The following is a 15684-nucleotide window of genomic DNA, read 5'->3' on the forward strand; positions in this document are numbered from 1 at the left end:
TAGCTTAATTTTTTAAATATTTTATACAAAATCATACCCTATAATTTAATTTATCAATTATTTCAAAATCTTATGTAAAGAAATTATTAATTTAGTATAACTTCACTTTGATCTCTTAAACAGAAAATCCTGTCTTTTAGGTCACTGAACTCATCTTTTATTCCCTTTAATATCCGCAAAAGACCAGCTCGTTATTTGCTCTGGGCAACATCTTTATAGGTTTTATATTCAATGAGTTTATTGCTTAAAGTTCGACAGAATGTTCCACAGGTACAGTCGATTAAAACATCTCTTAAAAAGCGTGCTGGTCAGAAAATACCTCACATGCTCTCCAATGCATCAGATCTGTTTTTTAGAGGGTCGGAAATTGCCCTGTCAGGAAAAACGCCTTTTGATGTAATTTATAAGCATGAAATTATAAGTTTACGACATTATAGAATTGAGACAGAGGCTTCTGCACACAAACACCGTGTGCCGTTAGTGATTGTTCCGCCTTTAGCTGTGAACATGCTTATTTACGATTTGTTCCCTACCCGCAGTCTCATACGTTATTTTTTAGATCAAGGCTTCGAGGTTTACTTAATAGACTGGGGCGTACCTACCCGAAATCAAGCCAAATACAATTTTGGCACCTACGTAAAAGTCTTTATGCCTGAAATGTTAAAGCAGGTCCGTATACATAGTGGGCAACAACAGCTTTCATTACATGGCTGGAGCTTAGGCGGCGCACTTTCACTTTGCTATACCGCCTTATTTAAAGATAAAAATATTAAGAATCTGATGATTCTTGCTTCCCCGATCGACACACATAAAGCAGGTTATATGGGTAAGCTCTATGGAAGTCTGACTAAACCTGCACAGTGGGTCCGTAAGCATACGCCTTTTCGTATTCGCCAACATGTACCAAGTGAAGTGTTTCATATTCATGGATGGCAAAACACACTCGGTTTTAAATTAACGGACCCCATTGGCAATTTAAAAACCTATTGGCAACTTCTTAAAAATCTGGATAACCGAGAATTTATTGTTGACCACGCTACCTCTAGTTCATTTATCGACAATATGCTGGCCTATCCGGGTGGCGTTATGCGCGACATTATTTTACGTTTCTGGATTGATAATGAACTCTCAACAGGTGTAATCAAATTTGGGGAACTTACAGCTTATTTAAAAGATATTGATTGTTCAGTGTTGGCTGTAGGTGGAGATACAGACATTATTGTGACCGCCGATGCTGTTAAGCCCCTTATGGATTTAATTAGTAGCCAAGATAAAACATTCAAAACTGTGCCCGGCGGCCATATGGGCGTAGTGTCCGGTAGCCAAGCTCCGACCTCTGTTTGGCCTGAAATGAGTAATTGGCTGGCTACACGTTCAGATTAATCAATTCAAACGTTAATGAAAAACCAGCCTGTTAAACCTTAGGCTGGTTTTAATACACACTAAATTTTTAAAGTTTTTGCACAAATCTTCTAGAACTAATTTTATCTCTTTTATACTGTTTCAGGGGCTAAAATTAAAAGTTTATAGGTCAGTGCTTATGAGTAGTAACTGGGTGGATATTTCAAAAGATACCAATACGGGTATCGAAACAATCCGTGCTCATTTTACTGGCCATGCTTATGATCCCCATTGGCATTCAAGTTATTTAATTGGTGTAACTGAATCTGGCATTCAACAATTTCATTGCCGTAAAAAGCAAATCAATAGTCATGCTGGGCAAGTCTTTATGCTTGAGCCAGAAGAAATTCATGATGGACATGCGCCTGCATCTGATGGTTTTACCTACCAAATGCTTTATCTACATCCAGAATGGTTAAAGCAACGCCTTCAAGGTTTGTTTCACAACAGCCCCGATCATTACGAACTAGTGATTGATGCGCCATTAAAATCCGATGATCAACTTGCAATCATTACTTCGCAAGCATTTCGACACTTACACTATAAAGAAATGAATATTGTGAAAGACAATAGTCTAGATGTGCTTATTCAATATATTGCCCAAGGTAAATGGTTAAAAAAAGCTTCTCAATCTTCTTGTATTCATGTTCCCCAGATCGCCCATCAAATCCGAGATATTCTGCATGATCATTTATTTGAAGATATTGGGTTAGAAGATATATCACGTATGGTGGGACTAGACCGTTACCATATTCACCGTATTTTTAAATCCACTTTTCATTTAGCTCCTCATCAATATCTTATTCAACTGAGACTTACACGAGCACGTGATTTACTCGCTAGAAGTATTTCTCCAGCACAAGTTGCTTCTGACTTATGTTTTTCAGACCAAAGTCATTTAAGTCGTTGGTTTAAACGCTGTTATGGACTAACACCAGCCGCTTACAGAAAAATCTGCACAAATCTTCAAGATTAAAAATCTTAATTATTTCATCTTGTCTCTTCCAATTAACTAAGGTAGACAAGATGGAAAACCTCACTGCATTTTCATTATTTGCAATTGTTGCCTCAATTACTCCAGGCCCGACCAACTTTATAATTTTAAGTTTAAGTAGTCATTATAAAATTTCTAAAACACTTCCCGTTATTTTAGGTTCTTGTATTGGAGCAGCCTTACTTGTATTAGTGGTTGGTATTGGCCTTGGCTCCACTATTCTTGCTTACCCTGTTATTCAAAAAATTATGACATGGAGTGGTTTAATCTGGCTTACCGTTCTAGCTTGGAAACTATATAACTACAATCCTGTTATCTCTTTAGAAAAAAATGAACAATACACTCCTATTGGTTTTAAAGCTGCTTTTTTAATGCAAGCGATTAATCCTAAAACATGGATGATGGCTTTCGCAGTTATTAGCGTCTATACAAAACAGGGACAAGATATCTTGATAAATGTCTCAATTTTATCCTGCATTTTTTTACTTATAGCATTTCCTTGTCTCTACCTATGGGCCTTAGTAGGCAGACTAAGTACTCGACTTTTTTCAAAACCCAAACATATAAATATTTTTAATAAAATAATGGCTATTATATTACTAGCCTCGGTCTGGTGGCCCATGTTCTCCATATTTTGATCATCAAAATCTAATCAAAATAGATAAGGAAATCTATTTTTAACAAACATATTTTAAATTTATAAGTTCAAATTATTACTTTTCATTATACAAATTATCAAAACTTATATTAATTAACTTTTTAATAATAATATTTTTTAATTCATCAAATTTTATTTAAAAATAATGATTGAAAATCCGATGTTACTTTTTGTTATTTATGTAAAGACCATCCCAACAATAATTTTAAATAAACATATGTAAAATATAAAGTTTTATTCATAAAAATTTGTAAAATTAGGTTATTTTTTATACAAATGTAGGCAATGTCTCACAATTATGTAAGCTAAAGCTTACAACATAATTGATTGTTTTTCCTATAATTAATTTCAGTACATATAAGCACTCTTTACTATTAAATAGAAAGCTGAATATTAATAAAGAGATCTGGAGAAAATGATAAAGTCATCTTTATTAATATAAAAAGTCTCAATAATAGAAAAAGAATCTCAAAAAATGAATATGTACTATCTTTCCTCTGGAAACAGAGGAAAGATTACTTTTTAAATCTTCAGATAGGATATAAAGAATGTTTATTGCAAAAAATATATTTGTATATTTACTATCAATGTTAGCTTTATGCTTACTAATTATTCTTTTTAACTATCTAGGAATGAATCAGACACTAAATCTCATCATTTCTTCAGCGCTCTTTGGAATATTTATTACTTGGTACTACAAAGGAAGCGGACTGTGTATTGCCCTTTTTAGCTTTTTTTACTGGGCAATGTTTGTGATTAGTCAAAGTTTAGAAGTGATATGGATGCTGTCGATTTCAGTAATTGTTTATTTAGTCATGACACAAATCGTACCTAAACTCAAACACATCCATATCGGTATCGCATCTAATAGCTAGAACGGGTTTACTCCCCGATTCACCATTCCAACTTTTTTAACCGTATTCATCTTAGTTTGCTCTGCAATTAAGAGTTCATTTAAGAAAAATTTGAGGTTTTGCTGGTTCAGCAAAAGCGGGTTAAAGGTATTCTCTCCCATGTTAAGAAAGAAAGCTTCAATATTTGTATTACGCTGCACGTATTTCATTGACCAACGCTGAAAAGAGTGTTCATCAATGGAGTATGTGCATAACCATTTAATATTATAATGCCTTTGATCTTTTTGAATTTTTTCAAATAATCTTTCAACGACCTCTTGTTCGCCTTCTAGACATTGAAAAAATGCATTATCGGCATAATAAAGCACCCCACAAATCCCGTTTAAATCGTTGAAATCACGAGCTTCTGTCAGAATATCACGTAAATCTTGTAGCAAATCTTCATTTTTTTCATTTCGTTGGCTGGCATAACACAGGCGAACGTTCATAAGACTTCCGTGAAATATAAAATTTCATTATTAATGGAATTTTCAACTTAACATACCTTTATTTAAAATACTTTATATTTCATTATTATAAAAAATTTATAAGCTTGCTTATTTCAATAAAAAGCCCGAATCTAGTTCGAGCTTTTTATTTAAAATGAAAAATTATTTAACACGTTCAATTTGTAACACTTCAATTTCAGTCGGTTTAACGCGGTGGGTATCAACCTCACCTACAATACGCACTTTATCTCCAACCTTTAACTGCCAACCATTTGCCAAATCATCATCGACATCAATCACAATTGAACCTGTTTTGTCTTTAAATTCATAATGGTCGCCAGCAATATGCTTAACGATAGTACCAGTTAAGGTTACCCCTGTTTCATCAGCTAAAGTTTTAGCTTTTGAAACAGTGACTACATTTTTTGCTGCTTGATTAAGTAAAGCGGGATCTGTTCTTGCAAATGCTGCACTACTAGTTAATAAAACAAGTCCAGTGAGTGTGGTAAATAATATTTTTTTCATGAATATTCTCCTCGTTATTTTATCTATAGCTATCTAAACAATTTATGAAAACCGTGAGTTTTAGCTTTTGTGATTTTTTGTGTCATCGTGTCAGATATACAGCACTATTGTTGAGAAGGTCTTTGCGTTGGCCTAGATGTTTGAATGGTCATAATGAAAAAAAACCACATCGGGTGATGTGGCAAAAAGGTATAGCTCAATGAACACTAAAATACTATCTATAACAGAGGATCTGAGTTTAGAATATATTTTAATTATTAAAATAATCTTAAGAAAATAAGTTTAATTAAAGATTTTCTAAAAATTTTGATAAGCCTTCTGGCGCTCTTCCTTCGAGTCGACTACTGGTAGTTACTCGGACTAAATTGCTCCATGTAATATTACAGCACTGCCTTATCAGTTTTTGAATGAGCGAAACATCTTCATGGCAAGGAACAGGTTCAAAACCGCCTACTTGCATATAAGCAGCAGCACTAAAACTTAAATTTGCGCCATGAATATGGTGATGATCCATACAATCCTGATAATGCGATAAATATTTTTTTTGTTTCATAACCGATAAACGGCTAAGGTCATCTAAAGTCACAATGCCACAAATTGCATCTGTAGGTTGATGCAAAATCTGGCAGCGTAACCAGTCAGGGCTGACCACACTATCAGCATCGGTACAACCCAGCCATGTTGCGCCATTTTGAATAAGTTGGCGGATACCTAAGTCCCGTGCTTTTCCGACACATGCATAATTACATTCAATCCAGCTTACTCCGTAGCGCTGTACAATTGAGCGCGACTGATCCGTACAACTATCAAGTACAACCATAACCTCGACTTGTTCATCCGGTACTTTTTCAATCGCCTCCTGAATTGATTGCAAACAGGCGGGCAAATGTTGCTCTTCATTATGCGCTGGAACTACAACACCTATTTTCATCGTAATTGTTCTCGCTGAGCTATTGATGAAGGATTAACCGTCCAAACATCGACCATAAAGTCCGGATCGTTCAGACTTAAATAGTGATGAAATGGAAAAGATTGTTGAAAGCTTTGATGGACTTTTTGGGCATTCAATTCAAAATCCTGAATATCATGTCGCCAATGGCAACACAAAATTTCCCCTTCCGGGTTTAAGGCCTGCTTTAACTGTTCAATAAACTCACCTAACTCATCGAATGTGAGGTAGTACGCCACTTCGCTAATTACAATCAGGTCAAATTTTTGTTCATAAAAATCTTCAGGTATTTTTCTATTTTCAACAGTCACATGTTCAAATGCTTCTAACCGTTGGGATGCGAGCTGAACGGCTTGCTTCGACACATCAATACATAACAGACGAGCAGCGCGCTGAGCCAGATAAACACTTAAATGCCCATTTGAACAGCCAATTTCTAAAACTCTTTCGTAGTGTGGTCGCGTTAATAATGCAAGGCAGATTTGTCTTTTACGGGCTTCATACCAGTGATAGTCATAGCCCCACGGGTCATTATTACTACGATACAACTCTTCAAAATACACACGAGAATGAATCACTCAGATATACCTCATAAGGCATTAAAAGACGGCTAATCGCACTTGAGGATAAAACGGCGGAATTTCCTGTGCTCTCATCGGCTTCAAGTTGTGTTTTAAATTGCATAACCGCCTGATGTTTTTTAATTAACTGGTTTTCAGTTAAGGCATAAGCTTTTGCTTTGGACCAGTTAATTCGTGTGTCAAAAGGCTCTGCCCAATGCCATGCCCAGATCAATACGTGCAAACATAGTAAGTCCCGAGCTTCGGCAAAAGCTTGTACTGTTTTCCCGACAGCCTCATGATCTGGATGTCCATCAAGTGCATAGCTACAAATTAAAATATCTTCGGGCTGAACTATTTGGCTAAGTGCCTGATTCAATTGATCAGTCTGTAAATGAATTTGACCATCCATTAGATTTAAACCAATCCGTTCAGAAAAAGCTGAAATACCTAAAGTGTTTAAAGCAGCCAGTGTTTCTTGCGGACGTAAATCGTTCAATTGGTCAGGAGTATATTTCACTGAATGAGGATGGCTTTGTGTTCCATTACTGACTGCCAAAATGACAATATGACAGTTTTGCTCAACTAGCTGCTGCATTAAGCCGCCACAACCCAGCACTTCGTCATCAGGATGCGGAGCAACAATCACCACTCTTTTAGACTGAAACAACTTTAAATTCAGCCGATCTAAAGGATTCTTTTTAAATGCCTCAAGCCACATGAATTCGGGTGTGCCTTCCCCTGAAATCATACGGTCCTCTACTAAGGGATGCTTCAAAGTTCCCATAAGCTTTTCTCCGGTAAACAGAGCTCAGCAATAGACTCATAATCAAAAGCCGCATGGCTCTGTCGGATAAATACTGGTAAATCAGCGATGAGCTGTGAAAATGTAGGCTCTTCACAATAAGGACGCGCGCCTAAAGCTTTACCAACGATTTGAATAACACTCTGGCAGCATTGTTCTGTTTGGGCACGTAATATACGGATTTCACGCTCATGGCTGAGCGCAGGCTCATCATCAATGAGCTTGGCAATATATTGAAAATACTGTTTGGTTACAGAGAGCTGTTGAGCCAACTCCCCTAAATACATTTTTTTAAAGGCGTTTGGGTTAAGGGTGCAACTTTTATGTAAGAAGCTAACCAAGCGTACCGCCGCACCATACCAACAAGCCGCGACACCAGCAGCTCCATGCCAAAACCCCGGACGTTCCAAATAGCAATTTGGCAGTCCGATAAGAATAACAGGAGTATTGTCAAAATGCACTTGGGCTGTTTGGGTTCCCTGCATGCCGACTGCTTGCCAGTGGCTCAAGTCAACATGAACCGAGGGATGAGACAAATCAACGATACAAAGTTGTGCTTGGCCTTCTTTCTCCTTATAACTCATTAGGACTTTTTGAATAAACTCTGCACCTGAGCACCAGGTTTTTATGCCATTACAGTGATTGTTCTGGACCTGTACAGGTGCCAGCCCACCCTCTGCTGCCCATACCGCCCAAGTCTGATCATCGATTTCGTCTTGATAGCCCAATTCATTTAAAATACTTAAAGCATCATGATGTGACTCAAATAATTTAGCGAGACTTAAATCATACCCTGCAATTTGAGCAAATAATTGCCATCGCTGATAGGTATGACCTGAAGCTGGATAAGGCAAACTTTTAGATAAACTTACCAATTGGTAGAGTAAATCTTGGCGGAGCTGACTTTTGTTTTCGGCCTGAGCATGTTCAAATTCACTCAACATACTCAAGATTGTCATATTTATAGATATTTTAATATTCATTACAAATAATTATTCAAAAGTATTCACTTAAACATATCGAAATAATTCTGTTTAATTAAAGATATAAAATGTAATAAAAAGATATTTTCTATAACTTTATTCAATGAATATTTCTTTTTATTTCATTGTTACCTAAATATATCGCTTAAGTGAAATTATAAAATAATCATGTAAGGTTTATTAAAAATTAAGGATTTCTGCCGTTTTATCCAGTAATTTAGTTTCTACCGTTTTTCTATTTCCAAAGAAGAGGTCAAAGATGAATACTTTAAATATTAATGATATTAAAAAACATGCAGACGTTATTGCTTCTTGTGGCACCAAAGTAGGAACTGTCGATCATCTTGAAGGTGAAAATCAGTTAAAACTCACCAAAGATGAAAATGATCAACATCATCTTATCCCTACTTCTTGGATTGGGGAGGTAAAAGAAGATCAAGTCATTTTAAATAAAAACTCAGAAGAAGTTAAAGAAAACTGGCAAGCGATTTAAACATCTTTGCTTAGTTAGCTTTTAACTCTTTATATTATTATAAAAACCCAACTACAATTAAAATAAAATAATTAGAATTAAAAAAATAAAAAGCTCCTTTTTATTAAGGAGCTTTTTATTTGTATCATTAAAAATTAATTTAATATTTTATAAATTACTCTGATTGATCGCAACCGAACGGGTTGCTTTACGCTTTCGGGTCACAAACAAACCGCAAACCACCACACCTAAGGTTACACCTAAAGATAGAGTCGTTTCATAACTATAGGCTGGTGAGAAGAACATATAAGCCAATACACTTAAAATAATGATAATCACAAACCAAGTCAGCCATGGGAATAACCACATTTTAAATGGAATTTCCGCTCCAGCCGCTTCTAGCTTATGTCTTAAACGTAGTTGCGAAAACGCAATAACCAAGTACACGAGTAAAGCAATTGACCCTGTGCTTGAGAGCAATAAGCCAAAGACTTTTCCAGGAAATACATAGTTAATGACACAGCATACTAAACCAATAAAAGTTGAGGAAAACACCGCAATTGCAGGTACACCGGCATAGTTCACTTTAGTGACTGCCTGTGGTGCTTCATTACGTGTTCCCAAACGAAATAACATACGAGAAGAGGTATAAATTGCCGCATTCATACAGCTCGCCACGGCGATAAACACGACCGTATCAATAATAAGTTTAGTGCCTGGTACGTTTAAGCTCATTAAAACGTATTGGAATGTCCCGTACTTTTGTAAGTCCGGTGAACGCCAATCGACAAGTGAAACAGCAATAAACATTGAGACCACGAAAAAAAGAATAATACGGTACAACACCAAATTGGTGGCACGTCTAATTTTCTGTTTAGGGTTAGATGACTCTGCTGCGGCAATCGAAACAATTTCCACCCCAAAGAATGAAAATGCCGTAATTAAAATGGCAGATAAAATGCCTCCCATACCGTGCGGCATAAAACCAGCGTTGTTGTATAAATTGGCAACACCACTGACATTTTTTGCTAAAGGCCAAATACCTGAAATTGCCAAAATACCAATAATAATGAAACCAATAATGGCAACGACTTTGACCAAAGAAAACCAGAACTCAAACTCACCAAAACTTTTGGTACTAAAAAAGTTGGCTAAGCTTAAGAACACAATAAAGCAAAATGCATAGATAGAAACCGAAACGCTCGGAAACCACGAATGTAAAATTTCAGCACCTGCGATGGCTTCTACCGGAATCGCAAGTACCCAAAACCACCAATATAACCAACCTATTGTAAAGCCTGCCCACGGGCCAATGGCTTTACGGGCATATGTAGAAAAGGAACCGGTGTCTGGCTCTAAAACGGCCATTTCACCTAACATACGCATAACCAGAAATACCATAATGCTGGTAATCAGGTACGCAAGAATCACCGCTGGGCCTGCTTTGGCAATTGCAGAAGATGAACCGACAAATAAACCAGCACCAATAACACCGCCAATACTAATCATTGTGATATGGCGATTTGAAAGTCCTTCGCCTAATTTTTTTGTTCTATCATTATTCATATTTCATTCCTTAAAAATATATCCATAAAAACAATCTATTACATTTCAAAATCCTACAGTCATGAAAAAAGGGAAAACGGCTGTTTTCCCTAATAATAAAAATTAATTTAAAGTTGGCATTGAAAATTGTTTTGCTTCACGGACTTGAGCAGATGGCCAACGCTGTGTAATGGTTTTACGGCGTGTGTAAAAACGGACACCATCTGGGCCATACGCATGTAAATCACCAAATAACGAACGTTTCCAGCCACCAAAGCTATGATAAGCCACAGGTACTGGTAAAGGCACATTAATACCCACCATACCGACTTGAATATGACTGCTAAAATAGCGTGCTGCCTCACCGTCACGGGTATAGATACAAGTACCGTTACCATATTCATGGTCATTAATCAGCTGCATCGCTTCTTGCATGGTATTTACACGCATAACTTGCAACACAGGACCAAAAATCTCTTGCTGGTAACTGGTCATGTTTGGTGTGACTTGATCAATTAAAGTTGGTCCAACAAAGAAACCTTTTTCATAGCCTGCCGGTTTTGCATCGCGGCCATCGACCACAATTTTTGCGCCTTGCTGCTCTGCACTTTGAATATAGGCTTGTACTTTGTCTTTATGTGCTTGGGTAATAAGTGGTCCAAAGTCGTTGCTTGCATCTGCATAGTTGCCGAACTTCAATTTTTTCATTTCTTGTGTCAGCTTATCAATCACGACATCGGCAACTTCATCACCAATGGCAACCGCAACCGAAAGTGCCATACAACGTTCGCCAGAAGAGCCAAAAGCTGCACCTAACAATGAAGTCACTACGTTATCAATATCGGCATCAGGCATAATAATCGCATGGTTTTTTGCACCGCCTAATGCTTGGCAACGTTTACCCGTTGAAGTCGCTGTACGGTAAATATATTCAGCAATTGGGGTTGAACCCACAAAGCTGACTGCCTGAATACGAGGATGATGCAATAAGGCATCTACCGCTTCTTTGTCACCATTCACCACGTTAAATACGCCGTCAGGTAAACCTGCCTGTTTTAAAAGTTCAGCAAGGTATAAAACCACTGAAGGTGCTTTTTCAGAAGGTTTTAAAATAAAGCAGTTACCGCAAACCAGTGCCATTGGGAACATCCATAACGCCACCATGGCCGGGAAGTTAAACGGTGTAATTCCAGCCACAACACCTAACGGTTGGAACTCGCTCCATGAGTCGATATCTGGACCGACATTTTTTGAATATTCCCCTTTTAAAAGCTCTGGTGCGCCGCAAGCATATTCAACATTTTCAATACCACGTTGTAATTCGCCTTGAGCATCATGGGAAATTTTACCGTGCTCTTGCCCAATCAAAGCACAAATCTTTTCGGCATTTTGCTCTAATAATTGTTTGAACTTAAACATGACACGTGCACGTTTAATGACTGGTGTATCTCGCCATGCAGGAAATGCTTGTTCGGCTACCTGAACTGCTTCATTTACCGTTTGAGCATCTGCAATTTCGACTTCTTTACTAATTTCACCCGTCGCAGGATTGTAAACTGGCTGTTTTCTTGCCGTTTTAGATACAATTCTTCCTTGAATGAAATGCCCTAGCACTTTTTTGGCTTGTTCACTATGTGTACTATTTTCAGTTGAAACTTCTTCATAGCTAAAATCTTCTAGGCCATTTGTCATTGTTGTTACTCCTTACTACAATTAGTTTTCAGATCAAACTGTATTTTTCATTTAGTTTTTAAAGAGCATCTATAAACTTTACCGATGCTCTTAAAATGTCTATAAGCCTTAATTCACTTGATAAAGCGCATCGCCCACGGCATTCATTAAGCGGTCAATATCTGCTTCTGTACTGTTAAACATTGGGCCGAACTGAAGCGTGTCGCCTCCAAAGCGAACATAGAATCCTTCTTTCCAAAGTTTCATACCAATCTCGAAACCTCGGATTGTGGCATCGCCATCACGTGGCGCTAACTGCAAAGCACCAATCAAACCACAGTTACGAATATCTAAAATATGCGGTGAGCCTTTTAAGTCATGCAGCATTTTTTCAAAAGTTGGTGCTAACGCCGCAGATTGAGCTAACAGGTTTTTCTTTTCTAAAACTTCAAGCGCAGCTAAAGCAGCCGCACAAGCAACCGGATGTGCCGAATAGGTATAGCCATGGGTAAATTCAATGGCATGCTCTGGTAAGTCTTGTTGCATAAAGGCTGAGTAAATTTCATGGCTTGCCACCACACCACCTAAAGGAATAGCACCATTGGTCACCTGTTTCGCAAAGTTCAAAATATCTGGTGTTACCCCAAAATACTCTGCTCCCGTCCACGTTCCTAAACGGCCAAAACCTGTAATTACTTCATCAAAAATTAACAAGATGTCATGCTGATCACAGATCTCTCTTAAACGTTGTAAATAGCCTGTTGGCGGTACAATACAACCCGCAGAACCCGAAATAGGTTCAACAATGACGGCTGCAATATTTGAAGCATCGTGTAGCTCAATTAACTTAAGCATTTCATTGGCAAGTTCTACCCCACCTGTTTCTGCACAACCTTTGGTAAAAGTTAAATTCGGCTGCAAGGTATGCGGTAAATGGTCTACATCCATAAGTTGTCCAAACATTTTACGGTTGCCGCCAATCCCACCTAAACTTGTCCCCGCAACGTTCACACCATGATAGCCACGGGCACGACCAATCAATTTGGTTTTACTTGGTTTACCTTTAATGCGCCAATAGGCACGTGCCATTTTTATAGACGTATCCGCCGACTCTGAACCTGAATTGGTAAAGAAAACGTGTTGTAGTTTTTCAGGCATATGCTGAACAATTTTATCTGCCAGCTTAAAAGACAGTGGATGACCAAACTGGAACGCTGGTGAGTAGTCGAGCTGACCTAATTGAGCACTTACCGCTTGTTGAATTTCAGGCAAGGTATGACCTGCACCACACGTCCATAAGCCTGAAAGTGAATCGAATATTTCACGGCCAGAATCATCAATCAGATAAGACCCTTTGGCACCCACAATCATACGTGGGTCTTTAGCAAAGTTTCGGTTTGCTGAAAAAGGCATCCAGTGTGCCTGATAATTTATGTGCATATTATTATTAGGTTGAACCGCGTCCAAAGTATGTTCAGAGTCGCTGAATTTATCCGTATCAAACATAACCATTCCTGTTTATTTTCAAATTATGGTTTGAGTGTACATAGCGAGATAAGTTTGATAAATTCAAATTATCTTGAGTTTAGATTTAAAAAAACAAAACTAAATGAAACCTAAAAAATTAAATCAAGTTACTGATTTTGATATAAAACTTCTCAAAATATTTAAAACGGTTTGCGACTGTCACAGCTTTACATCTGCAGAAAGTATTTTAGGTATTAGCCGCTCTGCAATTAGTTTGCATATGAGTGATTTAGAAAATCGTCTGGGCATTCGGCTGTGCCAACGTGGCCGTGCCGGCTTTGCCCTGACCGATGAAGGACGGGAAATTTTAGAATATATCGAAGTGCTGACAGCAGCCATTGAAGACTTCCGTTCTAAAGTTAACCAAATGCATAACCGTCTTAAGGGTGAATTTAATATCGGCATTATTAACAACCTTGTGACTATGCCTAGAGGCTATATCACCAACACCTTGACACAACTTGCCGAGGAACATGCTGAGGTTATTATTAATATCAGTATGAGCACCCTTTCAGATATTGAATGCCGTGTACTTGATAACCGTTTGCACGCAGGTGTTATCCCCCTTGTTACGCCTTTGTCTGGTTTAGACTATTTCGATTTATATAGTGAAAGTTCATTTTTATATTGCGGCAAAAATCATCCTTTATTTAACCAATGTAGCAACATTAATTTAAATGAATTAAAAAAATGGCAAGCCATTCTTCCTAATTATGCGATTACCTCGGAAGCAGCCAAGTTGCATCAGCTTTTAGATTGTAAAGCGACGGCAAGTGACCGCGAAGGTATTGCCTTTCTCATTTTAACCGGAAAATTTTTAGGTTTTTTACCCGACCACTATGCAAAAAAATGGGTTGAAGACGGTGTTATGCAGCCTGTTTTAAAAGATAAAATGCACTACAGCACCCCTATATGCTTAATTACTCATAAGGGTAAAAATCACAATAATATTTTAAAAACCTTTATGGAAATGCTTGAGAAGCGAATAGCTAACAATTAAAAGTACCAAATATTTCAGTAGAATTTATATTTATTAGTATAATTTAATCTCCTATTTTTATTAATAAAAATATATAATTTTTATTTCACATTAGAGATAACTACATAAGGTCTATTCATGAAAAAAATTTCAAATTTAACAGCCTCTCTTTTATTTATTATATTAACTGGTTGTGGAGGAAGTAGTTCAAGCACTAATAATACAGAGAATCTATCATCCCAAACTAAAGAACAATCTCCACAAGAAACCAATACTCTAAAGTGTAATCGAGGGATTCTACTCAACTCTACACTTTCAACAAATACAATTTTTGATGAGCCCTTATATTCCCTTACATACAATTATAAGCAAATACCTACAGGCAATAGCTTCACTACTATAAGACAATTGTATGCAGATGAATTTCAAAGAAATGGGCAGATGATATATTCATCACCAAAAGCAATTTATAATGTAACCGCTGACGAAATTGAAAGTAGTTTAGCTGAAGATGTTGTACAGACTTATGACCTTAACTCTTTTGGCCTTTTCACTAAAAAGACTTATCAAAAGCAAAATAATGGTTGGCCTGAGGGCTATATTGTTGCCTCACAAGGTTCACAAATTACGACTGCTCAATTTAATGATAGTTGTAGCTTAAATTCAGATAATGTTAGTTTCGATTATGAGAAAATTAATGTTTCTGGTAAAAAAGTAGCTGATATTTTCCCTCCTAATATCATAAATTCAATACCAAAAGATTCAGACTATATTTATATTAGTGATCAATTTTCTCGTATTCTTAAAGATAATCAAACAGCCTTTGCAAATTTAGTAAATAGTAATGCAACTTTCCCAAGTGGCTCTTTTGTTTATATCCCAAAGTCTGTTATTTATAACAATACAGAATTTTATTTATTTGATAGCTCACTCACTGATTTCAAAACTCTAGCTGAATGGCAACAAAAACTTTATCCAAATTTTAATTATAAATTTGATACTGTTGCTGGCTATAAAGTGACTTATTTTGTAGATAGTGCAGGTAACCCAATTTTTGAGAATGGTAAAGATCCAGCCATTGAAATGAATGGTAAAATTTACGATGGTGAATGGCAAGTTAAAGGCAATGTTATCTCTGAAACCTATGGCGCACCAAGTAATTTTATTCCTAACTATCATACAAAAGGTGAATTTGCTTTATACAATAAAGCTAGTTATGACTTTATTACTGCCCAAATTCAAGCTTACTATAAGTAAAATTTAAAAGCTGTAT

At 36.9% G+C, this 15684-nt stretch carries 16 protein-coding genes; 7 read left to right on the forward strand and 9 right to left on the reverse strand.

Annotated elements, in window-relative coordinates; genetic code table 11:
• Window positions 1-231 precede the first annotated feature (231 nt).
• The 4 genes from MKL62_RS00285 to MKL62_RS00300 all read left to right on the forward strand — a co-directional run bounded on the left by MKL62_RS00285 (window position 232) and on the right by MKL62_RS00300 (window position 3928).
• Window positions 232-1383, forward strand: coding sequence for an alpha/beta fold hydrolase (locus tag MKL62_RS00285; RefSeq protein WP_000054911.1), 1152 nt, complete (start codon window positions 232-234; stop codon window positions 1381-1383).
• Between the two features lie 157 nt (window positions 1384-1540).
• Window positions 1541-2377, forward strand: coding sequence for an AraC family transcriptional regulator (locus tag MKL62_RS00290; protein ID WP_000097865.1), 837 nt, complete (start codon window positions 1541-1543; stop codon window positions 2375-2377).
• A 50-nt stretch (window positions 2378-2427) separates the two neighbouring features.
• Window positions 2428-3033, forward strand: a complete 606-nt coding sequence (locus tag MKL62_RS00295) for a LysE family translocator (protein ID WP_005128289.1) — start codon at window positions 2428-2430, stop codon at window positions 3031-3033.
• Between the two features lie 568 nt (window positions 3034-3601).
• Entirely contained in the window at window positions 3602-3928 is a 327-nt protein-coding gene (locus MKL62_RS00300) for a hypothetical protein (RefSeq protein WP_000469224.1), read from the forward strand.
• Here MKL62_RS00300 and MKL62_RS00305 read toward each other — a convergent pair.
• From MKL62_RS00305 to MKL62_RS00330, 6 genes are all read right to left on the reverse strand, one after another.
• Entirely contained in the window at window positions 3925-4395 is a 471-nt protein-coding gene (locus MKL62_RS00305) for an AnBLUF65 family BLUF photoreceptors (RefSeq protein WP_001102888.1), read from the reverse strand. The two genes, MKL62_RS00300 and MKL62_RS00305, sit on opposite strands and share 4 nt — an antisense overlap.
• A 162-nt stretch (window positions 4396-4557) precedes the next feature.
• Entirely contained in the window at window positions 4558-4920 is a 363-nt protein-coding gene (locus tag MKL62_RS00310) for a NirD/YgiW/YdeI family stress tolerance protein (protein ID WP_000721827.1), read from the reverse strand.
• A gap of 286 nt (window positions 4921-5206) precedes the next feature.
• Entirely contained in the window at window positions 5207-5851 is a 645-nt protein-coding gene (locus tag MKL62_RS00315; RefSeq protein ID WP_005128288.1) for a glycosyltransferase family 2 protein, read from the reverse strand.
• Window positions 5848-6447 (reverse strand): class I SAM-dependent methyltransferase, encoded by a 600-nt coding sequence (locus MKL62_RS00320; protein ID WP_000581929.1) that lies wholly within the window; start codon window positions 6445-6447, stop codon window positions 5848-5850. The genes MKL62_RS00315 and MKL62_RS00320 overlap by 4 nt, the downstream gene beginning before the upstream one ends.
• Entirely contained in the window at window positions 6422-7216 is a 795-nt protein-coding gene (locus MKL62_RS00325; protein ID WP_000536980.1) for a PIG-L deacetylase family protein, read from the reverse strand. The genes MKL62_RS00320 and MKL62_RS00325 overlap by 26 nt, the downstream gene beginning before the upstream one ends.
• Window positions 7204-8178, reverse strand: coding sequence for an acyl-CoA dehydrogenase family protein (locus MKL62_RS00330; protein ID WP_025470009.1), 975 nt, complete (start codon window positions 8176-8178; stop codon window positions 7204-7206). The genes MKL62_RS00325 and MKL62_RS00330 overlap by 13 nt, the downstream gene beginning before the upstream one ends.
• Window positions 8179-8476: 298 nt before the next feature.
• Here MKL62_RS00330 and MKL62_RS00335 point away from each other — a divergent pair, with 298 nt between their 5' ends.
• Window positions 8477-8710: a DUF2171 domain-containing protein gene (locus MKL62_RS00335; protein ID WP_001094391.1), complete on the forward strand. Its 234-nt coding sequence runs from the start codon at window positions 8477-8479 to the stop codon at window positions 8708-8710.
• A 147-nt stretch (window positions 8711-8857) separates the two neighbouring features.
• Here MKL62_RS00335 and MKL62_RS00340 read toward each other — a convergent pair whose 3' ends face one another.
• The 3 genes from MKL62_RS00340 to MKL62_RS00350 form a co-directional block, all read right to left on the reverse strand.
• Entirely contained in the window at window positions 8858-10255 is a 1398-nt protein-coding gene (locus MKL62_RS00340) for an amino acid permease (RefSeq protein ID WP_001058173.1), read from the reverse strand.
• A gap of 102 nt (window positions 10256-10357) precedes the next feature.
• Complete coding sequence (locus tag MKL62_RS00345) at window positions 10358-11926, reverse strand: CoA-acylating methylmalonate-semialdehyde dehydrogenase (RefSeq protein WP_000181286.1); 1569 nt, start codon at window positions 11924-11926, stop codon at window positions 10358-10360.
• A 108-nt stretch (window positions 11927-12034) separates the two neighbouring features.
• Window positions 12035-13417: an omega-aminotransferase AptA gene (locus MKL62_RS00350; protein WP_085940506.1), complete on the reverse strand. Its 1383-nt coding sequence runs from the start codon at window positions 13415-13417 to the stop codon at window positions 12035-12037.
• Window positions 13418-13514: 97 nt separating this feature from the next.
• Here MKL62_RS00350 and MKL62_RS00355 point away from each other — a divergent pair, with 97 nt between their 5' ends.
• Together MKL62_RS00355 and MKL62_RS00360 are read left to right on the forward strand one after the other, a co-directional pair.
• Window positions 13515-14432, forward strand: a complete 918-nt coding sequence (locus MKL62_RS00355; RefSeq protein WP_000802864.1) for a LysR family transcriptional regulator — start codon at window positions 13515-13517, stop codon at window positions 14430-14432.
• Between the two features lie 117 nt (window positions 14433-14549).
• Window positions 14550-15668, forward strand: a complete 1119-nt coding sequence (locus MKL62_RS00360; protein ID WP_005128286.1) for a hypothetical protein — start codon at window positions 14550-14552, stop codon at window positions 15666-15668.
• Window positions 15669-15684: the final 16 nt, after the last annotated feature.

This window comes from Acinetobacter sp. AOR01_HL (assembly GCF_027855455.1).
GTDB classification, from domain to species: domain Bacteria; phylum Pseudomonadota; class Gammaproteobacteria; order Pseudomonadales; family Moraxellaceae; genus Acinetobacter; species Acinetobacter baumannii.